Origin of the sequence: Vibrio sp. A1-b2, from assembly GCF_021726015.1 — a bacterium.
In the GTDB taxonomy this organism is placed as follows: domain Bacteria; phylum Pseudomonadota; class Gammaproteobacteria; order Enterobacterales; family Vibrionaceae; genus Vibrio; species Vibrio diazotrophicus.
The window spans coordinates 57,464-80,944 of sequence record NZ_JAKKCI010000005.1; the positions used below are offsets into that span (position 1 = coordinate 57,464).

The 23,481-nt window shown below is 42.3% G+C and carries 22 protein-coding genes; 3 read left to right on the forward strand and 19 right to left on the reverse strand.

All coding sequences use genetic code 11. From position 1 onward, the window contains the following. Both L3V23_RS12865 and galE read right to left on the reverse strand, forming a co-directional pair. Positions 1 to 1,053, reverse strand: a complete 1,053-nt coding sequence (locus tag L3V23_RS12865) for a UDP-glucose--hexose-1-phosphate uridylyltransferase (RefSeq protein WP_102966243.1) — start codon at positions 1,051 to 1,053, stop codon at positions 1 to 3. A gap of 21 nt (positions 1,054 to 1,074) precedes the next feature. Then, positions 1,075 to 2,085 carry a UDP-glucose 4-epimerase GalE gene (gene galE / locus L3V23_RS12870; RefSeq protein ID WP_102966269.1) on the reverse strand — a complete coding sequence of 337 codons (1,011 nt, stop codon included), beginning with the start codon at positions 2,083 to 2,085 and terminating at the stop codon, positions 1,075 to 1,077. Between the two features lie 350 nt (positions 2,086 to 2,435). On the opposite strand from galE, the gene L3V23_RS12875 reads away from it, so the two are divergent. Further along, positions 2,436 to 3,590 (forward strand): HD domain-containing phosphohydrolase, encoded by a 1,155-nt coding sequence (locus L3V23_RS12875; protein ID WP_102966242.1) that lies wholly within the window; start codon positions 2,436 to 2,438, stop codon positions 3,588 to 3,590. Here L3V23_RS12875 and L3V23_RS12880 read toward each other — a convergent pair. The 15 genes from L3V23_RS12880 to L3V23_RS12950 all read right to left on the reverse strand — a co-directional run bounded on the left by L3V23_RS12880 (position 3,584) and on the right by L3V23_RS12950 (position 16,478). Continuing rightward, entirely contained in the window at positions 3,584 to 4,603 is a 1,020-nt protein-coding gene (locus tag L3V23_RS12880) for a tetratricopeptide repeat protein (protein ID WP_237292413.1), read from the reverse strand. The two genes, L3V23_RS12875 and L3V23_RS12880, sit on opposite strands and share 7 nt — an antisense overlap. A 10-nt stretch (positions 4,604 to 4,613) precedes the next feature. Beyond that, positions 4,614 to 5,558 carry a type II secretion system F family protein gene (locus L3V23_RS12885; RefSeq protein ID WP_102966240.1) on the reverse strand — a complete coding sequence of 315 codons (945 nt, stop codon included), beginning with the start codon at positions 5,556 to 5,558 and terminating at the stop codon, positions 4,614 to 4,616. 3 nt (positions 5,559 to 5,561) lie between these two features. Then, positions 5,562 to 6,524, reverse strand: coding sequence for a type II secretion system F family protein (locus L3V23_RS12890; RefSeq protein WP_102966239.1), 963 nt, complete (start codon positions 6,522 to 6,524; stop codon positions 5,562 to 5,564). 11 nt (positions 6,525 to 6,535) lie between these two features. Next, positions 6,536 to 8,026, reverse strand: a complete 1,491-nt coding sequence (locus L3V23_RS12895) for a CpaF family protein (protein WP_102966238.1) — start codon at positions 8,024 to 8,026, stop codon at positions 6,536 to 6,538. Positions 8,027 to 8,043: 17 nt separating this feature from the next. Beyond that, the gene (locus tag L3V23_RS12900) at positions 8,044 to 9,264 is read right to left on the reverse strand and encodes an AAA family ATPase (protein WP_180980314.1); all 1,221 of its coding nucleotides are present in this window, start codon (positions 9,262 to 9,264) and stop codon (positions 8,044 to 8,046) included. A 20-nt stretch (positions 9,265 to 9,284) separates the two neighbouring features. Continuing rightward, entirely contained in the window at positions 9,285 to 9,776 is a 492-nt protein-coding gene (locus L3V23_RS12905) for a TadE family protein (RefSeq protein WP_102966237.1), read from the reverse strand. After that, a complete protein-coding gene (locus L3V23_RS12910; protein WP_102954138.1) occupies positions 9,773 to 10,213 on the reverse strand; it encodes a TadE family protein in 441 nt (146 codons plus the stop codon). The genes L3V23_RS12905 and L3V23_RS12910 overlap by 4 nt, the downstream gene beginning before the upstream one ends. A 1-nt stretch (position 10,214) precedes the next feature. Further along, entirely contained in the window at positions 10,215 to 11,588 is a 1,374-nt protein-coding gene (locus L3V23_RS12915; RefSeq protein WP_102966236.1) for a pilus assembly protein TadG-related protein, read from the reverse strand. Between the two features lie 12 nt (positions 11,589 to 11,600). After that, positions 11,601 to 11,858 (reverse strand): hypothetical protein, encoded by a 258-nt coding sequence (locus tag L3V23_RS12920; RefSeq protein WP_102966235.1) that lies wholly within the window; start codon positions 11,856 to 11,858, stop codon positions 11,601 to 11,603. A 13-nt stretch (positions 11,859 to 11,871) separates the two neighbouring features. Beyond that, positions 11,872 to 13,326, reverse strand: coding sequence for a type II and III secretion system protein family protein (locus L3V23_RS12925; RefSeq protein WP_102966234.1), 1,455 nt, complete (start codon positions 13,324 to 13,326; stop codon positions 11,872 to 11,874). Between the two features lie 8 nt (positions 13,327 to 13,334). Continuing rightward, entirely contained in the window at positions 13,335 to 14,081 is a 747-nt protein-coding gene (gene cpaB / locus L3V23_RS12930) for a Flp pilus assembly protein CpaB (protein WP_102954134.1), read from the reverse strand. Beyond that, on the reverse strand, positions 14,078 to 15,445 hold the full coding sequence (locus L3V23_RS12935) for an AAA family ATPase (RefSeq protein WP_102966233.1): 1,368 nt from the start codon (positions 15,443 to 15,445) through the stop codon (positions 14,078 to 14,080). Before L3V23_RS12935 ends, cpaB begins: the two co-directional genes overlap by 4 nt. A 33-nt stretch (positions 15,446 to 15,478) precedes the next feature. Continuing rightward, positions 15,479 to 15,997, reverse strand: coding sequence for an A24 family peptidase (locus tag L3V23_RS12940; protein ID WP_180980313.1), 519 nt, complete (start codon positions 15,995 to 15,997; stop codon positions 15,479 to 15,481). A 4-nt stretch (positions 15,998 to 16,001) separates the two neighbouring features. Continuing rightward, a complete protein-coding gene (locus L3V23_RS12945; RefSeq protein ID WP_102966231.1) occupies positions 16,002 to 16,169 on the reverse strand; it encodes a Flp family type IVb pilin in 168 nt (55 codons plus the stop codon). A 105-nt stretch (positions 16,170 to 16,274) separates the two neighbouring features. After that, positions 16,275 to 16,478, reverse strand: coding sequence for a Flp family type IVb pilin (locus L3V23_RS12950; RefSeq protein ID WP_237292414.1), 204 nt, complete (start codon positions 16,476 to 16,478; stop codon positions 16,275 to 16,277). Between the two features lie 514 nt (positions 16,479 to 16,992). Between L3V23_RS12950 and L3V23_RS12955 the strand changes: the two genes are divergently transcribed. After that, positions 16,993 to 17,739: an AraC family transcriptional regulator gene (locus L3V23_RS12955; RefSeq protein ID WP_102963256.1), complete on the forward strand. Its 747-nt coding sequence runs from the start codon at positions 16,993 to 16,995 to the stop codon at positions 17,737 to 17,739. A gap of 109 nt (positions 17,740 to 17,848) precedes the next feature. After that, positions 17,849 to 19,534 carry an AMP-binding protein gene (locus L3V23_RS12960; RefSeq protein WP_102963255.1) on the forward strand — a complete coding sequence of 562 codons (1,686 nt, stop codon included), beginning with the start codon at positions 17,849 to 17,851 and terminating at the stop codon, positions 19,532 to 19,534. A 205-nt stretch (positions 19,535 to 19,739) separates the two neighbouring features. On the opposite strand, the gene fusA is transcribed toward L3V23_RS12960, so the two are convergent. Both fusA and radA read right to left on the reverse strand, forming a co-directional pair. Further along, a complete protein-coding gene (gene fusA, locus L3V23_RS12965) occupies positions 19,740 to 21,827 on the reverse strand; it encodes an elongation factor G (protein WP_042484369.1) in 2,088 nt (695 codons plus the stop codon). Positions 21,828 to 22,022: 195 nt separating this feature from the next. After that, entirely contained in the window at positions 22,023 to 23,402 is a 1,380-nt protein-coding gene (gene radA / locus L3V23_RS12970) for a DNA repair protein RadA (protein ID WP_042484372.1), read from the reverse strand. Positions 23,403 to 23,481: the final 79 nt, after the last annotated feature.

Consider the following 23,481-nt stretch of genomic DNA (forward strand, 5'->3'; position numbering starts at 1 on the left):
TTATTGTTCTTTGTAATGTACGTCTGATAACGAGCGTAGTCGCTCTGCGGCTTGTTCTGCGGTTAAATCTCGCTGAGTTTCCGCCAACATTTCATAACCAACCATAAATTTGCGAATACTTGCGCTACGCAGTAGTGGCGGATAGAACAAGGCATGTAATTGCCAATGTTCAACACTCTGACCATCTGTAAAAAACGGCGCGTAATGCCAACCCATTGAATATGGGAATGAGCACTGGAACAGGTTGTCATAACGGCTGGTTAATTTTTTAATCGCAATAGCCAGGTCATCACGCATTTCATCGCTAAGCTCGCTCATGCGGCGGATGTGGGTTTTCGGTAATAACATGGTTTCAAATGGCCATGCCGCCCAGTAAGGCACAAGCGCTACCCAATGTTCCGTTTCAACGACAATTCTGGAACCGTCTTTTAACTCTGCCTGCACATAATCCACCAGCAGGTTTGAGTTATTCTCTTGGTAATAGGCTCGTAAGTTATTGTCTTTACGTTCTATTTCATTAGGTAAAAAGCTATTTGCCCAGATTTGTCCGTGTGGATGCGGTTGAGAACATCCCATGGTTTCGCCTTTATTTTCAAAAGCCTGAACCCAGAGATACTCTTTGCCTAGCTCTTCAATCTGCTCATTCCATGTATCAATCACACCACGAATCGCTTGTGGAGATAATTCAGGCAAAGTCTTGCTGTGGTCCGGCGAAAAACAGATAACCCGACTTAAACCGCGAACGCCTTGCATCTTAAATAGGGGATGTTCATTTTCAGGTGCATCAGGAGAATCAGCCATTAACGCGGCAAAGTCGTTGTTAAAAACATAAGTGTCTTTGTAGTCTGGGTTCTTATCGCCAGAAATCCGCTCGTTGGTTGGACACAGGAAACACTTCGCATCATACGCAGGCAGTTCAGCGACAGATGGCTTTTCATCCTGACCACTCCAAGGACGCTTAGCTCGATGAGGAGAAACAAGCACCCACTGCCCAGTTAATGGGTTGTAGCGACGATGCGGATGATCTACAGGGTTAAATTCAGTATTCGACATAACTTTTATTCATCTCTCAAACTAGTAACCTTGCGGGTTAGCAACTTGCCAACGCCAAGTATCTTCTGTCATTTCTTTTACGCTGCGAGTTGCTTTCCAGCCCAGTTCACGCTCAGCTTTTTCAGTACTCGCCCAACATTCAGCAATATCACCAGCACGACGCGGGCAAACTTCATAAGCCACATCTTTGCCGCAAGCTTGGCTGAATGCCTCTACCATATCGAGCACACTAGAGCCTTTACCAGTGCCTAAATTATAGATATGCAAGCCGCTCTTCAGACCCACTCGAGTCAATGCTGCAAGGTGGCCATCGGCTAAATCCATCACATGAATATAGTCACGAACGCCCGTACCATCGGGTGTTGGGTAATCATTCCCGTACACTGAAAGTTTTTCTCTACGCCCTACTGCCACTTGTGCGATATACGGCATGAGATTGTTTGGAATACCTTGCGGATCTTCGCCCATCAAGCCTGATGGATGTGCGCCAACAGGGTTAAAGTAGCGCAGTAAAGTAATGCTCCAGCTCGGATCTGCGTTGAAAAGATCCGATAAACATTCTTCCACCATGTACTTGCTGCGGCCATAAGGGTTGGTCGTTGCGCCAGTAGGGAAAGACTCGGTAATGGGCACTGAAGCTGGGTCACCATACACAGTGGCAGACGAACTAAAGATAATATTCTTCACTCCCGCTTTACGCATAGAACGCGCAAGAACTAAAGAGCCGTTAACGTTGTTATCATAGTATTCGAGAGGCTTAGCCACCGACTCACCTACGGCTTTCAAGCCAGCAAAGTGAATAACCGCTTTGATATCATGCTCAGCAAAAATGGAGTCGAGCAGCGCTTCATCACGAATATCGCCGTGATAAAAAACTGGCGCTACACCAGAAATCATCTTAATTCTGTCCAACACCTTCTCTTTGGCATTACACAGGTTATCAAGAATGATCGGCTCCATCCCAGCGTCAATCATTTGCACGCAAGTATGACTACCTATGTATCCCATACCGCCAGTGACCAATACTTTCACTTCACTTACCTCAAACAACATCTCATTTAATGTGCAAGAGTTTAGCAGGCTATATCGTCAGCATTCTGTGATCACTGCTGCATAGTGGAAACGTTTACACAAATAACACTAAATTGTCATATACAGAAGGGGAGTTTAGATAACAAACATCTATGGCTGGTATAAGGTATTGCTCAAATGCCTTTATCTATAGGCGGTAAACGATTTCACATAAATATTTTGAAGCACATTTACTGGTTGTTTATTGAACAGAAAAAGGCAATCTCAACTAAACTTATTAAGTAGCTATAAGTTGCGTAATTAGGTTGATGAATTGAGTTGTCACCGAGGAAAAATTAGGGGGAGATGCCATGGACACGCACAGCAAAAATAGCGATCACAGCTATTTCGCATCTGCGGGAACTCTGAATAATCAGCTTACTGATATTCATGAGCGTTTGCGCGTGTCTGCTCCAGAAGTCGATCGCATTTCTTTTGCGCTTTACGATGAGGAGAATGATCACCTAAAAACCTATGCTGATAGCACCTTTCATGGCTTTGAACTCTTACACTACGAGTTTCCCTTATCAGAATTGCCAGCGTTAAAAATCTGTTCTGAAACTGGCGATTGTCGTTATTTAAATGATATTCCAAATCAGCTAGATGCCAAATTCCCTCATTCTAAATGGCTTATAGATCAAGGGTATCGCTCATCTCTGGCTGTGCCTGTTTTCCAAAACAAGAAGTTTATCGGTTTTATATTCTTAAATTCTTTTCAAAAAGATTTATTCAACCAGTCCATGACCGAAGCACTCAAACCTTTTTTGGAGATCATTCGTTTTGTTGTGACGTCAGAATATGACTTAGTGCACTCATTGATCGATTCAGCCAGCCATGTTCATTCACAATCTCAAGAACACTGGCAAGAGTCGTCTGAACACAAAGAAAGAATCTGTCGATATGCCAAAGTCATAGCACTTGAAGTTGCACACATCTACGAATTAGATGATGAAACCATTGAAAACATTACCCTGTTTTCTAAATGCCATGACATCGGCAAACTGTCTATTCCGGTGAGTTTATTAACCAAATCTAGCTCACTGGGACATGATGAACGCGATCAGTTAAAAGATCATGTGGAAAAAGGCGTAGAGATCATCAACAAGATCATTAATGAAATGGGCTCACCTGATCACCCTTGTGTAGCTGTACTAAAAGAGATCGTCGCTTACCATCATGAGTTTTTGGATGGTAGCGGTTACCCCTACGGTTTAACCCAAGAAGACATTCCAATATCTGCCCGCATTATCACCGTTGCCAATGTATTCGATGCGTTAACCAGCCACCGACCATACAAACAAGCTTGGTCGGTTCCCTTCGCGTTACTCGAATTAGAAAAGATGGTTGCCAACGGCAAGCTAGACAGACATTGCGTTAACGGACTCAGGTACCATCAGGAATATTTGAAGAAGGTAATTGAAGCCTATCCTGAGCCAGATCCCAAAGATAGGCTTGACCGTCACTGAGACATCATTTCTGCTTTTTCAGGTGTTTTTGCACGCACTTCGGCCAACGCACGTTCTAGATTTTCATTGGCAATCTTGTAGTAAGAAGTCTTTTTGTCGATGGCTTGCTGCAAATATGGGATCGCTTTTTCTGGTTTGCCCTGAAGCATTAAGAAATAGCCAACATTATTCAACGCTTCTGGAGCATCCATTCGGCGCATAAACACATTTAAAGCTCGCTGGGTTTCGCCTTTGGCTAAATAAATGAGTGCCAAGTTGTTTAACGCCTTCTCGTTATCTGGTTCTTGCTCAAGAGCGGCTAAAGTAAAACGCGTCGCATCAGTGTAATTTCCACTCATATAATGGGAATAACCCATATTCATTAACGCCTTACTCGATTTAGGCTCAATTTTTAAAGCATGTTTGTAAAACGCCTGCGCTACTTCATGTTGCGCTTTGACATCATCGAGTATGCCTAATCCCATGTAGGCACTGGCCGGAGAAAGATTGTCGCTGCTTAACGCCTCTATCTCTGACACACTTGCATCATCATCCAGTTTTATTCTGGAACTCAAACGCAGTTGATCCGCATTAATCGCTCGCAAAAAGTAGCTTCGACCTTCATCAACTTTACCTTGTTTACTGTAATTCGAACCCAATTGCTCCAGAACCTGAACGTTATTAGGGTTGTGCTCTAACGCCAGCAGATAAGCTCGTTCAGCAAGTTCATAATTGCCACGAGACTGATGTATACGACCAATGGTATACAAGGTTTTGTCGCTATATTGTGAGTCAGGAAACTCTAAAGAACGGATATATTCGTAAAGCGCCAAATCAGAATTGTTTTGCCTTAACGCATAGTCACCGCGTTTTATCGCTTCCGTTTCGGTTAGAGGCGCAGCGTCTGCACTAAAGGTTTCAACAGGTCTGCCATCATAAAGTTCACTATCAAACTTAGATTGTTTATCGGAATCGCTAGCGCAGCCGGCGATAAGAGAGATCAATAAGAGAGTGGCATAGTTATATTTTTTCATCATTTATCCTTTATTGCCCAAAAGCTTCCATTAACTTGATGATTGCCGGTCCAAGAACAACAATAAAAAATCCAGGCCAAATACAGACCAATAGAGGAAAAATCATCTTGGTGGGTATTTTAGCTGCAATCTCCTCCACTTCCTGATTTCGCTTGTCACGGTAATCTTCTGTATAGTCACGCAATGTTTGAGATAAGCTGCCGCCGATCCTTGATGCATGAGACAGCATGCTGATTAAACCAGCCAACTCCTCAACACCCGTTCGTTCAACAAACCCTTGAAACGCTTCTGACATATCGTAGCCCGCCTTGATTTTCAGACAGACGGTATCTAACTCATCCGCTAAATCCATATGAGACATGCCAAGTTCTTTTGATACTCGCATCAAGCCAGCATTTAAGCCTAACCCCGATTCCGTACAAACCACTAATAGATCAAGCATATCTGGGACACCAGCACGAATGCGCGACTGACGTTTTTTAACTAAATGTCGTAAGAAAATATTAGGAATAAAGAGGCCGACTCCAACACAGATTATTAAGATGAACAGCGGATTCTGCCCACTGTCTGAAAACGTGTAGTAGAGCAATCCGGCAAAAAGCCCGATTAGCGTAGAAAGTGTTTTTGTCACATAGAAGTATGTCAGTGCCGTTTCATTGTGAAATCCCGCATGCATCAGTTGATGACGCACCGTTTCTTTTTCTTTAGCATTACTGGTAGTAAAAATCGGTGATAAAGATTCAAGCGCATTATCAATTTTGCTATTTTTCTTTGTTATCTCCGCTTCCATTGTGTAGGTTTGTAGGCGATTACGAACAGTAGACTGTTTAGAACGACCAAATACCAGTAAGAATATAGTAATGACCACCAGAATACTGGCAAACATTATCATCAGCAGAATGAGGTTTTCTTCTGTTAATTTAAAATTCTGTAGATAATTGACTAGGTCCTGCATATATCAAACCTCAAAGTTAATAATTTTTCTTATCCACAAAGAGCCAATAAATAACCCTATCCCACCATATATCAATAAGCGGTGACCCCGAGGGTCACTGTAAAGAGGGTCCAAATATCCAGGACTAATTACACTTAACATAATAAATATAGCGAAAGGTGCTAACATTAATACCCAAGCAGACATTTTACTTTCAGCGGATAAGGTTTTTATTTTTCGCTGCAACTTGAATCTAGCACGTAATACTTTAGCGACTTTATCTAAATTTTCAGCCAGATCGCCGCCAGTCTCTTTTTGTAATAAAACTGCACTTGAAAAGGCAAACATAGATACGGTTGGATTACGCTCTACCATTTGCATCATGGCTAATCTGATATCGTAACCATAATTTAAAAGATTAAACGTATTCTTAAATTCACTGCCAACCGGCTCGGGTAATTCTTTTCCGACTTCATTAAACGAATAAGTAATAGGATGACCAGCAGATAGCATTCGCTTCATTATATCCAGAGCATCAGGAAAAAGTTCTTCAAATTTACTTAACCTTTTTGATATTTTTCCGCTAATAGCAAAATACAAAATTAGCCAAACAATAAAACTAGCTGCAAAAGCTATATAAAGTTCTGCGCCTAAGAAAATAAAAAGAATCAGAACCAATACTTGACTTAAAACCGTATAGGTAACCACTTGTGTTAATGATTTTCCTATACCGGCAAGCTCTAGGTTTTTTTTCATATTGGCGAAATAACTGTAACTCACCAATTTCTGATCAATAGGAGACAAGCTCTTGATGTAATGTTCATTCAACAATGAACGACTCTGCTCATCGACCTGCGATTGACTTTCTTTCAACCGCTTACTAATGGCTTTGTGCTTTGCTTTATTGCCAGCCGCTGGCATTAGGAATGCTTGGGAAATAAGAAAAACTGCGACAAACAGTAAAGCAAAAAAATACAGTTGGTCCATTGCTCTACCCCTTATTCAAAGGTTTCATTAAAAATTTCGTAAGGTAAATGCCAACCACGTTTAGACAATGAATCATGGCACTGTGGGATGACTCCGGTCGCAGTAAAAAATCCGATGACATTGCCTTCCTCATCCATGCCTTGGCGTTGAAATTTGAAAATTTCTGACATGGTAATGATGTCACCTTCCATTCCATTGATTTCGGCAATACTGACCATTCTCCGTTTACCGTCTTCCTGACGCTCCATCTGAACAACCAAATGAATCGCAGAAGCAATTTGTGCCCGTAAGTTTTTGGTAGAGATGTTCCAGCCAGCCATCGCAAACATATTTTCCACACGGCTCAAGGCATCTCTAGGAGTATTGGCGTGAATGGTTGCAAGCGAACCATCGTGCCCCGTATTCATTGCCGCCAACATATCAACCGCTTCACTGCCCCGAACCTCACCTAATACAATTCTGTCAGGTCGCATACGTAGTGAGTTCTTAACTAAATCACGCTGGGTAATTTCACCTTTACCCTCCAAGTTTGCAGGGCGGGTTTCTAGACGAACAACATGAGGTTGCTGTAATTGAAGCTCAGCGGAGTCTTCTATGGTAATGATTCGATCGTCACTAGGAATGAAGCCTGAGAATATGTTCAAAGTGGTGGTTTTTCCTGAACCAGTACCACCAGAGATAAGAATATTGAGTTCGCCTTTAACGGCTGCTTCGACAAACTTTGCCATTTGCTCTGAAATAGAGTTAAAGGATAACAAGTTATCCATAGTGAGCTTATCGACAGCAAAACGGCGAATAGAAACTGAAGGTCCATCAAGTGCCAATGGTGGGATAATCGCGTTGACACGGGAACCATCAGCTAAGCGGGCATCGACCATAGGAGACGATTCATCGATACGACGACCAACCTGGCTAACAATTCGGTCAATGATGCTACGTAGATGTCGGTCATCGAGAAAGGTATAAGGCGTTCTTTCTAGTTTGCCTCGGCGCTCAACATAGACACTTTTTGCTCCATTAACCAGAATATCTGAAACCGATGAATCATTTAAAAGTGGCTCTAGAGGCCCCAAACCAAACACTTCATCTTCGATCTGTTTTATGACACGTTTGCGACCCTCTGCACTCAAAGCATGACTTTGGTCTTCTGCCATTAGCTGAACCACTGCATCATGGAGATCTTTCTTAGCCCTGTCTTTTTCCAAGCTAGAAAGCAATGCCAAATCTAATGTTTCGAGTAGCCGGCGATGATAATAGTGTTTCGTTGCTTGCTCCTGTTCAAGCTGCTTACGGGTATCATCGATTTGTTTGTTTTTTGCTTCGGCTTCACGCAATTTGCGCTGAAGAGGGCTCTCATCCTGTTTAGGTGCTTCACTCTTTTCTTGATTTCCCAGTGCAGGACTAGATTTAGGCTTTACTGGTATATCAGCTTTTGGGGTGCTTTCTTCTTTTAAAAGCTCCTCTTGAAAATCAGAACTAATATTCTTACGTTTAAAAAACATACCCTCTCCCTAATCCATCAGGAAAATAGACGTCTCAGCCACCCTTTTTTCTCTTTAACTGGCGCTAATGTTTGTGATAAATCCACTACCGATTTAGTAATTGAGCTACCTTTTCTCGACTCTACAAATGGTTTCCCTAAGTTGGCACTTTCAATAGCCGCTTTAAAATCATTAGGGATAACATGTATTGGAACTCCTGAAATCGTCTGTTCGATATCTTTCAGTCGTATTTGCTGACGTTTTTCATAGCGATTAAGGATTATTTCAATTTGATCGCGCTGAATACCGTATTCAAAGGTCATTGCCTTTAGAATACGAGACATGTTTTTGACCGCGACTAAATTTTGTTGCGTGACCAAAAATGTTTTACTAGCTCGCGACAAAATAGGAGAAAACATTCGGTCGACACCACCGGAAAGATCAACAAATACATAAGGATAGTATTCCAATAACGTTGGTAATAACTTACCCATCTGCATCGCTTTATCAAAATTTTCATTATGATTTTCATGTTTAAAACTTAATACATGTAAACCAGATGGATGCTTAGAGACTAAAGCATGCAATGAAATTTCATCTAAATCTGACGCGTTCGCAATGGCGTCGTTAATGCTATAAGCTGGATTAATATTGAGATAATCCATGACAACACCAAAGTGAATATCCAAATCCAGCAATAACACTTTTTCTCTATGGTGCATGGCAACTTCAACCGCCGTATTTAAAGCTATTGTTGTCGCACCAGAGCCTCCTTTAGTATTAATAAATACAAACAGTTGCCCAAGTTTGCGTGCCGCTATTTTTTCCTCAGCAACATTTTTCAACAGAGGCATTAAATCCAAAATTGTGGCTTGATCAGATATAAAGTCTGTAGCACCTAGGCGAAGAGCTATTTTTAAAGCCCCATTATCACTCTCGTCACCAAATATAATTAATGAAGTACTAACTTCACTATCTTCAATCATTGGCCCGTCGTAATTTTGCAATTCCACTACTTTTTGTGCCCAGTTGGGACCTGTTTCTACAAAAATAAGGTCCGGTGGCGTAAAGTGTTTAAAACTGTCAGCAACAACACCATGAAGCGATATAGCTTCAAAATTTAAACTATTACACTGAGACAGCTCATTCATCATATGTAACTTGAATGCATCACTTGAATACAAAATCCATATAGACAAATTGGTCTTTATTCGAATGTTATTGCTGTCACCACGAGACAATTTAACTGCTTCTCCCATAGGGGCTCCCTTGATTATTTTTATTTGCAGTCAATATAAACTTTATCACCTGTTGATGAATCAAGTCGCCCTACCCCTAATGACTCTCTGACCAAAACTGTTTCAAATGCAGGAACCGATATGACACCATTATCTCCGAGAAAATTGAGTATTCCTGAAAATCCATAGTTGTAATCAACAACTTCCGCTTTAACATAATGAATCGGTGCATCATCGGCCAAAACATTTGGCACTGATACTCCTTCAGCATCCAGATAATCGATCTTCAGATTTTCGTTAGTAAATCCTTTGGGCACAAATTCTGACATTGTCAAACTGCGTATTACATCACCGTCATCAACCTGACAAACTGTCGCGATACGAGCAGCTCTTCGAGTTAAGTCATTCAAAGCTTGTAAGTTAAAAGTAAAGTATCCGAGCTCCAAAATGGCAAATACAAGCAACAGTAATGTAGAAGCGACCAGTGTAAACTCGACGATGGTGATACCTTGTTGATTACGTAATCTCCTCATGGCGCAACCCTCATCACTGCTGAAGAACGAACAGTTAAATTATCCAGTGCATCAATAGGAAGTAGATTAAGAATCGGCTGGTAATCATAGTTCGCACTGATTACCACGTAATTTCCCACAGGGATCACGGAAATGTTATCAAGTGTCAGTGAGTCAAGAACAGCTGTCGGCTTTTCGCCTTGCTCAAAAGACGTCTTTCCGTACATCACCATTTTCTTGATGTCACTTTCATTCGCAATCGAACCTGATGTGGCTGTGCCATAGATATCCACCACAGCGTAACGGGCGGCATTTTGTACAGATTTGTTTAAAGTGCTGTAGCGAATAAAAGCGTTACCAAATTCAATGACCACAGTAAATATGAACAACAATACTGGTAACGTGACCAAAAACTCTACTGCGGCAATACCCGATTGTTTATCGACAAAACTACGCATTTCAGGACTCCTTATTGAAAGGATCGTCATAGAGCACAATACGATAAGTACCTAAGCTATTGCTGACACCGTTATAAGGAACATTCGGCGTTGGGCATTTTTCCAAATACTCTCCGTATATCTGTTGCTTATCTCCGTTATTGGTCGGCGCGCGTTGCAACAAGAAAAAACAACCCACTGATTTCACGTTGTAATCACTCGCCCCTGTAGGAGAAGGATCACCATAAGCGTCGGCACTGCAATCTATGATAGGTACTGCTAAACGACGTCGGTCATTACCTGTATTTTGGTATTGCTCATAGTTAAAAGTCAGATCTTCTTGGCTATTAAGTGGATAGTCAGCCAAGACTGCTTCATATTGAGCGACCTCTGCATCAGTAAGTTCTTTGTTATTTTTGGGGTTCACATTGGTCGCTAATGCGGTCTCCGCTTCCGCTATTTTTTCAAACACATCCGTTATCGTGTTTACATCCTTATGATCATTCTTATAAATATCATTGAGTTCAGCTTCGGTGGTATTTGAGTCAGCAGGAAAAAGCACAGCATCGAGGTTAGATCTATCACCAAACCGCATATTGAGACCGTCACCAACAGGCCCTACGGTATTACCCGGTTTTGAACGAACAGTTTTCCCCGGAACCGTACATCCTTTGTATGCTCCTGCTAATTGCTCACTGAGCTTATAACTCTCTGTTTCCGAGGGCGTGTTGGGATCATCAGGGTCATAATTAAGTAACTGAAAATTGCCCGGCCCCATTTCGGAGTTGTTGGTAGCTAGCTTAAGTGCATAAATACTGTTGTACTCATAGCCCGAGTTACTTGTGTCACTAGGGTCTATTTCACATACAGCCATAGGAACCAGATTACAGCTGCCCCCGCCCGCACTAGGTCCAGCAACAGCACTGGCAGATAACTGTTTATTAAGACCAAACATCTGCATGACAAAACTGTTCAAAGATAAGTTGTTTACCGCAACCCTTACATAATGATCATCTCCTGCTGGATCATATCCTCCGGTCAAATCAGCTCGGTTTGCCAAGGTAATATTGACTTCAACAGGTGCGGAGACAAAATCTAACTCAGCATTTCCGTCTGCCGTCGCCATTTGAGCGAGAGCATCTTTGGCTGCTCCTGATGCGATAGCCAAAGCGCTTGCTGCTGTGCCATTGGTAAAGTCAGAACGATCAAGTACCAACGCCGCAGCTAATGCTGCGGAGTCAACACTGTTTTGCAATTTAGTACGGTTCATGAGCGCATGGTTGATATCAACGGCTAACGCTGCAATCCCCATAAAGGAAAACAGTGCGATTGTTACAATCACAGCAACCAGACCTCGCTGTTTTCGCATACTGCGAACTGGGTGATGTGTTTTCATATTGGCCTCAACTTAATTAAAGCCTAACAGCACTTGGCTGCTAGAGCCGCCCTCTAGAGTTTCACCACTTTTGCCAGTATATGCACTGTAAGCGTCTTCCATCCGCTCACCATTACCAGATGGTATAACTTCTAAGTTATTGAGAGTGGCTGACGTGTCATAGGTTTGTTGCACCCTAAGCTGGGCAACGTGTGTTCCCAAACGATGTTGATTGGCACAACCAGTAAGCAAAAAGCTCAACGACACTAATATTAATGATGTGTATTTCATTTGAAGCTTCTCCTTACATATCGTGACCAAATGATCCTTCAGCACCACCTCGAGAGTTGTCCTGCAACTCGTCATATTGCTGAGGCTCGGCACGATGTACCTCATCCGGTTTAGCGATATATGCGCCTCGACCTAATAGGTAATATTTAACATCGTTTGGCTCAACGAAAGCATCAGTCGGTAATTTAATTCTAGAACGATCGATAGGTTTAGCCAGTCTCGGCGTAACCAAAATGACTAGCTCAGTTTCTCCAGAAATATATGACTGACTTCCAAATAGCTGCCCCAAAACTGGCACATCCCCTATCCCCGGAAACTTAGAAGCTGAGTCTCGGACATTTTCACTAAGAAGACCTGCAATACCAATAGTTTGCCCGTCAGCCAACTCCAGTGTAGAAGAAGCACTTCGACGGGTAATTGGCGGAATATAGTAAGTGGCATTAGTTCCAGCCGTACTTAAAGACAAAGTTGTGGAAGTCGCTATCTCACTCACATCAACGGCCAAGTTTAAGTTAATTTTCTTATCACTGAGAATAGTCGGTATAAATTTCACTCCTACACCGTACTCTTTATATTCGATGGTAATACCTTCTTCACCAGGTACAGGAATCGGGAATTCCCCCCCAGCTAAAAATTCGGCTTTAGCGCCACTTAAAGCGGTTAGATTTGGCTCAGCCAAAACCTTGGCTACCCCAGTTTCTTTTGCGACATCAAGAGCTAAAGTAAACAGAGTATTCCCATCAATAAACGAAGATAGGACGCCTGTGCTTTCCGCCAGAGGCACACCGAGCACAGGGTTTACACCAAGGAAACCGCCACCAACAGAGGTACCACCAATTGAGAAGTTGCCGTTGGTCTGAAAGAAATTAAAGTTGGTACCAAAACGTCGCACTAAGCTGCGTTGCACTTCTGCTACGGTTACTTCAAGCATCACTTGCTGAGCACCACCTATAGTCATTAGGTTAACCACACCAGTGCTACCGCTTTCCTCATTACGAGTTGCAGTTTCACTATCTGCGGCCTGACCCGCAGCATAAGTTTCAGCCAAGCGTAATGCTAAGTTCATTTTTTCTAGTGAGCTTACCTGTCCACTTAAAATCAGACGATTTTGTGCACTTTGCACACTCACGGTTTCATCCGGCATTATCTCAAACAGCTTGGCCTTGAGATTGTTTACATCATGAGTCACTTCAATATTGATCGACTCAATTAACTGACCTCGACTATCCCATGCCATCAAGTTGGTCGAACCCAGTTTTTTACCGATTAAAAACAGTTCATCCGCTTTTAACATCACAATATCGAGAACATCAGGATCGCCCAAAGAAACTCGTGTCGCTTTGCCAGCAAGTTCAACAAAGGTCGATTTATGATGTGGAACATTGACCGTTTTACCGCTTTGAGTAGCCGCTATGACCCAGTGACTTAGTGCAAAACACAGTGTAAGTGCCGTTATTATTTTTTTCATCACTCACCTCACTCCCTGACCCGAACACTTGATGAATTCGTTCCTTTAATGATTGTCACTCGTGGAGCAACATACGGTTGAACAACTTTCGGTTCTATTGCTTGTGGATTACGCAGAGCCAGTTGTATAGCCCCTTTGGTATTCGCACTCAGTAATTTTTCTGCTTCTTTAGGCGTTACTTCAAGAGTTACAGCACGAACAATAATCGGTTTGTTTTCTTTGGTTCTGGCCGTCTGGTCTACCGCCAACACTTTGATATCTTTCAAAACGGTGGTTGTAGATGCTGAGTTTTGTCCGTATTTCACAGTGCTAAGAATATCAACCCGATTTCCCGGAAGAAGAAATCCTGCTACACCGATAACATCATTGACTCGAATCGTCACAGCTCGCTTATCTTCAGGAATGAGTGTTGCGAGCGTTGCGCCTTGCCCTGGAGCATTCACATGTTGAGCAATAATAATTTCATCTGGGTATAAGTTGTCTGCGGCAACCATACCAACCAACTCCGCAACATCAGAAAACTGATTTTCCGAACGCCACGCTTTTTCCAGTAATTTGGTGGTAAAGTGTTGCTCGTCAAGAATAGTGCCTGCAGGCACTTCAATGGCTGCCACCACAACTGGTTCTCGCTCAACAACTTCAACTTCAGTTTGAGGCTGTGATTGCCTATCCATCCATTGCTTAGCAAAAAATACTGCACCCAAACCGAAGATAATTGAAAGTAAAAATAACAGGATTATTTGATTGCGACTCATCGAGCGCCTCCTCCTTTACCATCAGCAGTGAAGTAAACCTCCCAAGCTCGTTTCAATATTTCAGGAGTAATCACAGAGGTGGCTTCTTCAAATGCAATGATGTCTCGACTGATTCCTATAATGTCTTTCGGTAGACAAGGATAAAAACCCACACTATGTATTCTGTGCAGATCATACAAACTATCAAAAGATGCTGGTTGAACAGTTAGTGCTCTACTAATCGCCATGTTTTCCCACAGAGCGTGATACTCAGAACGCTCAAGCGGATGAAATTGTATTTTGTATCCCAATCGACGTAAAAAAGCAGGATCACTGATTTTTTCAGGATCTAGGTTAGTAGAGAACGCTAGAGTAAGAATGAATGGGATGGTGATTTGCTGTCCGTTAGGCAAGGACAAGTGGTCAAAAAAATACTCCATTGGCACAATCCAACGGTTCAGTATGGTATCCACAGGCATAGGTTGACGCCCTAAATCATCGATAACCAATATTCCATTGTTCGCCATCATCTGAAGAGGTGCCATCCAAACCCGATTGTGCTCTGAATGATTGACTTCCAGCATATCCATGGTCAGTTCTCCACCGACTTGAATGCTAGGGCGTTCACACAGCACCCATCGACCATCATACTGGTCTTTGTAAGTCAGGCTTACCAACTGTGAATCTTTACTCACTACTGGTTTATGGTGCTGCTGAGATAAAACTTTGATGATATTTCCCGCCGCATAAACCGCATAAGGAATATAGACCGAGGTATTTAGCGAATTTAGTAGCCGAGTAGCGACATAGGTTTTACCAGTACCTGCATCACCGTACAATAATAATGCACGGCCAGAATTGATAGCAGGGCCTAAAACCGAGATCATTCTTTCAGCGCCAAACACATCACTCATTGCCCTAGTTACATCTGGACGAGTGACCAATTTAGCACGTACATCCTGAGCCTTAACCATTGCAGTGTAGTCTTGTAAGGAAACCGGAGCCGGCCCCAAATAGGCATCACGCGCAAAAGCGTTGTCCGCTTCCTGCATTCCGGTTTCAGATAGACCATAGCGAACATGACCAGAAGATTGGGCAAGATAAGAATTGGATTCAGCTTGATATACTTCAACCAATGATTTTTTGCGTAAAACGTCAATCAACTCTTCGATCATATGGCTGCTGATTGCCATCAAGCGAGTGAGCTGCAAAATGTCAGATTTAGGGTAAGCCGCTAGCTGTTTAAGTAGTAAATTCTCAAGAACAGCTTGAGGAATATGAAGCTCATCAAAAGTAGTAGGAACTTTAGGCGCGGCAGCCTGAGGAGTTAAAACTCCTTTTTCACTTGGCTTGATCTTTACAACTTCATTGACCTCTGATTCCATTTGAGACTCCCTTGTCTCTATAAAAGATAGGCTTTATGAAAAATGAGAGAAATAACTGTTTATAGCTAAAGCAACAATCATTACCGGAGCTAGAGGCATATAAGTGGCATTGGTTTGCATCGGCTTCATACTTTTAAAACTAACACTCACTAAAACGGCTTGATATCCTAAGTACCCGTATTGCACATCAGTTGTTAAACGTTTAATCAATTGGTACATCACACCTATAAACAAACAACTAAAAGCAAATGCCCAACTGTAGCTAGCCAACTCCTCCCAACCCAATATATATCCAATCACAGCAGCTAATTTGACATCGCCTGCAGCAACACCACCAACTAAGTAAAGCAACAACATCAATATAAATAATAGGGCAAAGCCGTATAACCGCTCGCTGATATCGATAGGGGAACCTAACGAAACGACAATAGCCACACTTAATAGCAATAAAACCCAAAAATTCGGAATGCGATGTTCACGGGCATCATAAACACCAATAATAAAAAGAATTACCCAAGTAAATATAGACGGATAAAGCACAATCCAGTTCACCAGTTCATTCCCAATTCAAAGCATTACGAAGAAACAAAAAGCGGTTATCAATAACAGGACCCAATACTGCGAATCCCGCGACTAATACTGCGATTAACAACGAACCAGCAACAATGTACTCAACCGCACTTAACCCTGATTCGCTTTGCCATAAAGATAGTATCTTTTTCATTACGTAGCCTAGCGCTTTCTAATAAAGTTAGAGGAAGCACTTACAAAAGTACTTCCACTTATCAGTTTAAATACATTAACAATCAGAGTTATGAATATGTAACTGCTAATCTGCAGTTGCATCAGTTAATCCACCTGTATTTAAGTCAGCATTTAATCCATCTAAAGCTTCGTCTAGTCTTCCTCCCAATGAAGTAAAACCAACAACTAAAACACCCACAACAAGTGCACCAGCCACAACATATTCAACAGCACTAAGACCGTCTTCGTCTTGCCAAAAGGCTTTGGCTTGTTCAATAAACTTATTCATTAGAGGCCTCCTTAATAAATGGCTCATTTCTAATGTAGAGAGTTCTTAAGTTTGCGGTTAGGACTTTTTTGTTCTCTTTTGGCACTTTTTTATACTTAAAATCGGTCATCATAGGAAAAACAGCTCAACCTTTAGGATGGATTTGTACTAACTACAAAGTGTTAAATTCATAGCAAAGCCTTTATAAAACAAGTTTCAAATAAGTTGAGACAAACAGTTAGAGCTGAGCATATTACCTAGATTACAAGCCACACTATTTATACTTGTACTTTCTCATTCTTGAAATTATTGAAAAAAATTACATCAACAATATGAAGCAATATCACTATTAATACTTACATCAACACGCCATTTCTCTAGGTAAAACCTACAACTTTTAGATGACAACTTGCACTTTCCAGTCACAACTCTACGCTTACATTACCATGACAACAAAATGACAATGCTGACATTATTCTGACAAAAAGAAGCTAAGAACCTAGTTGATTATCTACGGAAGGATAAAAACTCACTTATGGCAACAAAACATGTCGCTCACTGGCTTGGAAGCCCTGTGAATCAATTGCCCCTGAGAGCGCAACACGCATGTAACTCTTTTTTTACCGTGATTGAACACGGCAACGATGTCTCTGTTTTAAGTGAACCCAACATCCACTATGCAGTGTTTTTTCTGCACAGAGATAAATGCCAAGAGTTATTGCTCACGGCGCTAAGGATTTGTGCGAATCTCAACAAGTATTTGGTCGTTATTCATGAAGGGAACTTTCTAAACTCAATTAATAGAAACGAAGCGATTTTTGGCATTATTGATATATCAAAAGAAGATCCTCATATCGCAGCGAGTTTGATCAGTGAAAAGCTAAATCTCAGTTTTTCTTCTGGCCGAAGATCCTTGGATCCAAGGTTACAACATACTCCGCCACATCCTCATACAATGAGTAAGGAGATGTTAGACATATTGCGACATATTGATCTCAACCTTACTCAAGAAATTAGGGAAGAAGATGTCGCAAGCTATTGCCACTACTCAATCTCCTATTTTTCCAAGCTGTTCAAAAGAATGGTGGGGGTAAGCTTCAGAGATTACATTTGTAGCAAGAGAATCACACTTGCAAAGCGACTTCTACTCGAAGAGCCAAATGCGAAAATCGCCTTTGTTGCCTATCAGTGCGGGTATCATGATGTATCGTATTTTTCCCGTATTTTTAAGAAGAAAACAGGTATCAGTCCGGGAGTGTTTAGGCAAATCAACGCTCCTTAAATTTACAAATTTTCACGTTTTGATCTTTTTCGAACCAACAAACCCGTGCTAATGTTAAGTTGAATTAACATTTTTATAACAATAATAGGCTGTTGTATGGAGTTCGAACATGATTCTGCCAAATGAGTCACATCAACCTTACTGCTCTCTCCCACCACCAAACGAAATGATTTTGAAATGGGCCGAAGAGCGACCTAATGACGTTTATCTGAAACAGATAATCAACCGAAAATTCGTCGAATTTACTTATGCAGATGTTGCAGACAAGGCTTTGCGCTTGGTTTCAGCATTGCGAGCCCTAGGAGCCAAGCCCGGCGATAAAGTCGCGCTTGTTTCTAAAAACTGTGCGGAGTGGTTTATTTGCGATTTGGCGATGATGCTCGGTGACTATATCAGCGTTCCCATTTTTCCAACCGCAGGTTCTGACACAATCGAATACTGCCTGAATCATAGCGGCAGCCAACACATAATCATCGGTAAGCTGGATGATAATGAAGCGGTTATTGAAGCTATGAAGGCAACGCCGAACATCGTCAGTATCGCTTTACCTTACAGTTCTGCTCCAAAATGCCAATACGAGTATCAAGAGCTAATTAAACAGTACCCACCAAGCACAGAAAGAGCTCAGCATCACGATGATAAGCTGATGTCATTGGTCTATACATCAGGAACATCAGGTCAGCCTAAAGGCGCTATGCTCACCTACGGAGCTTTTACTTGGTCTGTCCAGCAATTAATAGATCTGATACAGATCGAAGACAACGATCGTTTGTTCTCTTATCTACCGTTAGCACACATCACCGAACGTGTGTACATTTTCGGAACCTCTATACAGGGTGGGGTCCAAACGGCCTTTCCTGAATCACTTGATACGTTTATTGAAGACGTCAGAATGCACCGTCCAACCTTCTTTATTTCGGTGCCACGTTTATGGACACTGTTCCAGCAAAGAATTCTAGATAAACTTCCTCAGCGAAAGCTCAACTTATTGCTGAAAATTCCGTTTGTAAACTCAATAGTCAAACGCAAGATAGCCGATGGTTTAGGGTTAGACAATGCAAGGATATTAGGCTGTGGTTCTGCACCTGTCTCTCCTTCTTTGCTTAGTTGGTATCACCAAGTGGGATTAAACATAACCGAAGCCTGGGGAATGACAGAATCATTTGCATACAGCACTATCAACTACCCTTTCCGCGCAGATAAAATTGGTACCGTCGGTAATGCAGGGCCTGGAGTAAAAATAAAAATAGCTCAAGATGGTGAGATTCTTGTTCTCAGCAAAGGGCTGTTCTCTGGTTATTACAAAAATGATATTGCAACTAAAGAGTCATTTGATAATGAAGGATGGCTGCACACGGGTGATATTGGCTCGATAGATAGCGACGGCTATCTCAGCATTCAAGGACGTAAGAAAGACACCTTCAAAACAGCTAAAGGTAAGTTCGTAGCACCCGTACCTATTGAAAAGAAACTGTTTGAATATTCGCGTGTAGAAATGATGTGCATGATTGGTTTAGGCTTACCAGCGCCAATACTATTGGTGGTTCCTCACGCATTTCCAAATTTTGACCGTTCGCGTTACGAAAGGACGACCGAGAAAATCATTAAACGCATTAATTCTGAGGTAGAGACTCACGAACAAATTAAAGGTGTTTTGATGATCAAAGAACCATGGTCAATAGCCAATGGTATTCTCACGCCGACGTTAAAAATTAAGCGCCATGTTTTAGAGAAAAAGTATCATGAAATTGGACAAAACTGGCCTAAAGATCAATTGATCGTCTGGGAAAAGTAAGTCAATTAACCCACCGCTAACGTCCTCTCTCCCAGTGAATGAGTAGTTTTAATCTGGGAGAGAACATCGTACCCCACCTAAGATAAATTATTCTCCGTCATTTGATTCAAGCTTGTATTGGAATCACCAATAAAACAAAAGCCCCATTCGCTTTCACGAATAGGGCTTAAAACACTTATTTAACTAATGACTAGTTAATTAGGCATTATTTCTTAGCGTTACGCTCTTTAACTTCAGCGATAACTTTTTCTGCTACGTTAGCAGGACATGGTGCGTAGTGTGCGAACTCCATAGAGAACTGACCACGACCAGAAGTCATTGTACGTAGTGTACCGATGTAGCCGAACATTTCAGATAGTGGAACGTCTGCTTTGATACGTACGCCAGTAGCGCCAGCTTGTTGGTCTTTGATCATACCACGACGACGGTTAAGGTCACCGATTACGTCACCAACGTGATCTTCTGGAGTGAACACGTCAACTTTCATGATTGGCTCAAGAAGTTGCGCGCCAGCTTTTGGCATAGATTGACGGAATGCGCCTTTCGCTGCGATTTCAAATGCGATAGCAGATGAGTCAACTGCGTGGAAGCCACCGTCGAACAGTTCAACTTCAACGTCTAGCGTAGGGAAGCCAGCAAGAACACCGTGATCCATCATGCTTTCGAAGCCTTTTTCTACTGCAGGCCAGAATTCTTTAGGTACGTTACCACCAACAACTGTTGATTTGAACGTGAAGCCAGAGTTTGGCTCACCTGGTTTGATGCGGTAGTCGATCTTACCGAACTGACCTGAACCACCAGACTGTTTCTTGTGCGTGTAGCTATCTTCAACAGCTTTAGTGATTGTTTCACGGTAAGCAACTTGAGGAGCACCAACAGTCAGTTCAACACCGTAAGTACGCTTAAGGATGTCTACTTTAATGTCTAGGTGTAGTTCGCCCATACCTTTAAGGATGGTTTCACCTGAGTCTTCGTCAGTTTCAACTTGGAAAGATGGATCTTCTGCAACCATTTTACCGATCGCGATACCCATTTTCTCAGTAGAACCTTTATCTTTAGGTGCTACAGCGATTGAGATTACTGGTACAGGGAAAATCATAGGCTCTAGAGTACATTCGTGCTTAGGATCACATAGAGTGTGACCAGTTTGCACGTTCTTCATACCTACGATAGCGATGATGTCGCCAGCTTGAGCTTCAGTGATCTCTGTACGATCGTTCGCTTGCATCTCAACCATACGGCCGATACGCTCAGTTTTACCAGTTGCAGAGTTAAGAATGGTGTCACCCTTCTTAATGCGACCTGAGTAAATACGTACGAATGTTAGAGCACCGAAACGGTCATCCATGATCTTAAACGCAAGAGCTTTAAGTGGAAGTTCAGCGTCAACGATCGCTTTCTCACCAGTTGGTTCACCAGTTTCTGGGTTAGTTAGATCTTGTGGTTCAACTTCTGTTGGGCTTGGTAGGTAATCTACTACTGCGTCAAGAACAAGTTGCATACCTTTGTTTTTGAATGCAGAACCACAGAATGTTGGGAAGAACGCTAGGTCACGAGTACCTTTACGGATACAACGCTTAATGTCTTCGATAGAAGGTTCTTCGCCTTCCATGTAAGCCATCATTAGCTCGTCATCTTGCTCAACAGCAGTTTCGATCAACATTTCACGGTATGTTTCTACATCATCAACCATGTCTGCTGGAACTTCTTTGACTTCGTAGTTCTCTGGTAGACCAGAATCATCCCACACATATGCTTGGCGGTTTAGGATGTCAACAACACCAACGAAATCGTCTTCACGACCGATTGGTAGAGTCATAACTAGTGGGTTTGCACCTAGTACTTTTTTAACTTGCTCAACAACGTTAAGGAAGTCTGCACCCATACGGTCTAGTTTGTTTACGAAAATGATACGTGATACTTCAGATTCGTTAGCGTAACGCCAGTTAGTTTCTGACTGAGGTTCAACACCGCCAGAACCACAGAATACACCGATACCGCCATCTAGAACTTTAAGTGAACGGTATACTTCAACTGTAAAGTCAACGTGTCCAGGAGTATCGATAACGTTTAGACGGTGATTTTTCCATTCACACGTTACAGCTGCTGACTGGATAGTAATACCGCGCTCAGCTTCTTGCTCCATGAAGTCTGTAGTAGATTCACCATCGTGAACCTCACCAGTTTTATGGATTTTACCAGTAAGCTTAAGAATACGCTCAGTGGTAGTGGTTTTACCCGCGTCAACGTGCGCGAAAATACCAATGTTTCTGTATTTCGATAAATCTGCCATTGTCTTACTCTGTTAATAGGATATAAAATGCGCGCAGAGTATATCACAATCTGTCAAGACTGATACCCCCGCAAACCGCTGCCCTTAAAAAATATTTAACTACAGCTAATGATCGTGAAATATAGGCGATTCCATCCCAAGACGCGAGCTAAATCAAAAATATTTTCTCGACTTTCATCTTTGGGAATAACACACCTAAAGTTCATCAAATGCTTCAATTGCCTCTGAAAGCTTCTTAACGCCATGTATCTGCATTCCTGCAATACCACCTTTAGGCATATTTGCAGCAGGAACAATGGCCCTTTTAAAGCCGTGTTTGAACGCTTCATTCAAACGTTCTTGCCCGCTTGGTACCGGGCGAATTTCTCCGGCCAGCCCCACTTCACCGAAAATAACAACGTCTTTCGGTAGCGGTTTGTCACGAAAACTGGATAGAAGAGCCATCAATAATGCCAAGTCAGCGCTGGTTTCCGTTACTTTCACGCCACCTACTACATTGACAAACACATCTTGGTCAGCCATTTGCAGCCCACCGTGCTTGTGCAACACCGCAAGCAATAGTGACAAACGGTTCTGCTCCAGCCCAACTGCAACTCGCCTTGGATTCGCCAACTGCGAATAATCCACCAGCGCCTGTATTTCAACAAGCAATGGACGTGTACCTTCCCATACAACCATCACTGAACTGCCTGAAGTCTCTTCTTCTCCACGAGAAAGGAAAATGGCAGATGGGTTACTTACTTCGCGCAGCCCTTGGCCTGTCATAGCAAATACGCCAAGCTCATTGACAGCACCAAAGCGGTTTTTATGACTGCGTAAAGTTCGGAATCGTGTATCTGAACCACCATCAAGCAATACTGAACAGTCAATAATGTGTTCCAGTACTTTCGGACCAGCTAAAGAGCCATCTTTTGTAACGTGACCAACAATAAATACCGCAACATTGTTTTGTTTTGCATAGCGAGTCAACGTTGTTGCTGATTCTCGGACCTGAGCCACCGTTCCGGGAGATGACTGAACATCAGCAACATGCATCACCTGAATCGAGTCAATCACCATAATTCTTGGCTGCTCTTTTTCTGCGACCTGACAAATTTTATCAACGTTGGTTTCAGAGAGCATTTTCAGATGCTCTTTAGGCAACCCCAGTCGAGATGCACGCATTGCGACCTGTTGAAGTGATTCTTCGCCAGTGACATAAAGCGTAGGCATTTGAGGTGAGAGCAAACACATGGTTTGTAACAAAAGTGTAGATTTACCAGCACCAGGGTTACCACCGATTAAAATTGCAGCGCCAGGCACCACACCACCACCAAGTACACGATCCAGTTCTTTAAAGCCACTACTAAAACGAGGAACTTCCTGTAGATTGATTTCTGAAAGTGTCTGAACCTGTGATTCTGTAGCACTTCCCGCATAACCACTGAGTCGCTCATTACGCGCAACCTGTGGTGAAGCAGCCAGCCTTACTTCAGATATGGTATTCCATGCGCCACAAGCGTTACACTGACCTTGCCAACGGGGAAAATCTGCGCCGCAATCGTTACATACGTAAGCGCGTTTTGCTTTTACCATGCTTCCTCAAATTCATCTAAGTTGTGACATAGAGACTTTAATAATATGTTGAATCAATGCAACATATTGCTAAAGAAAT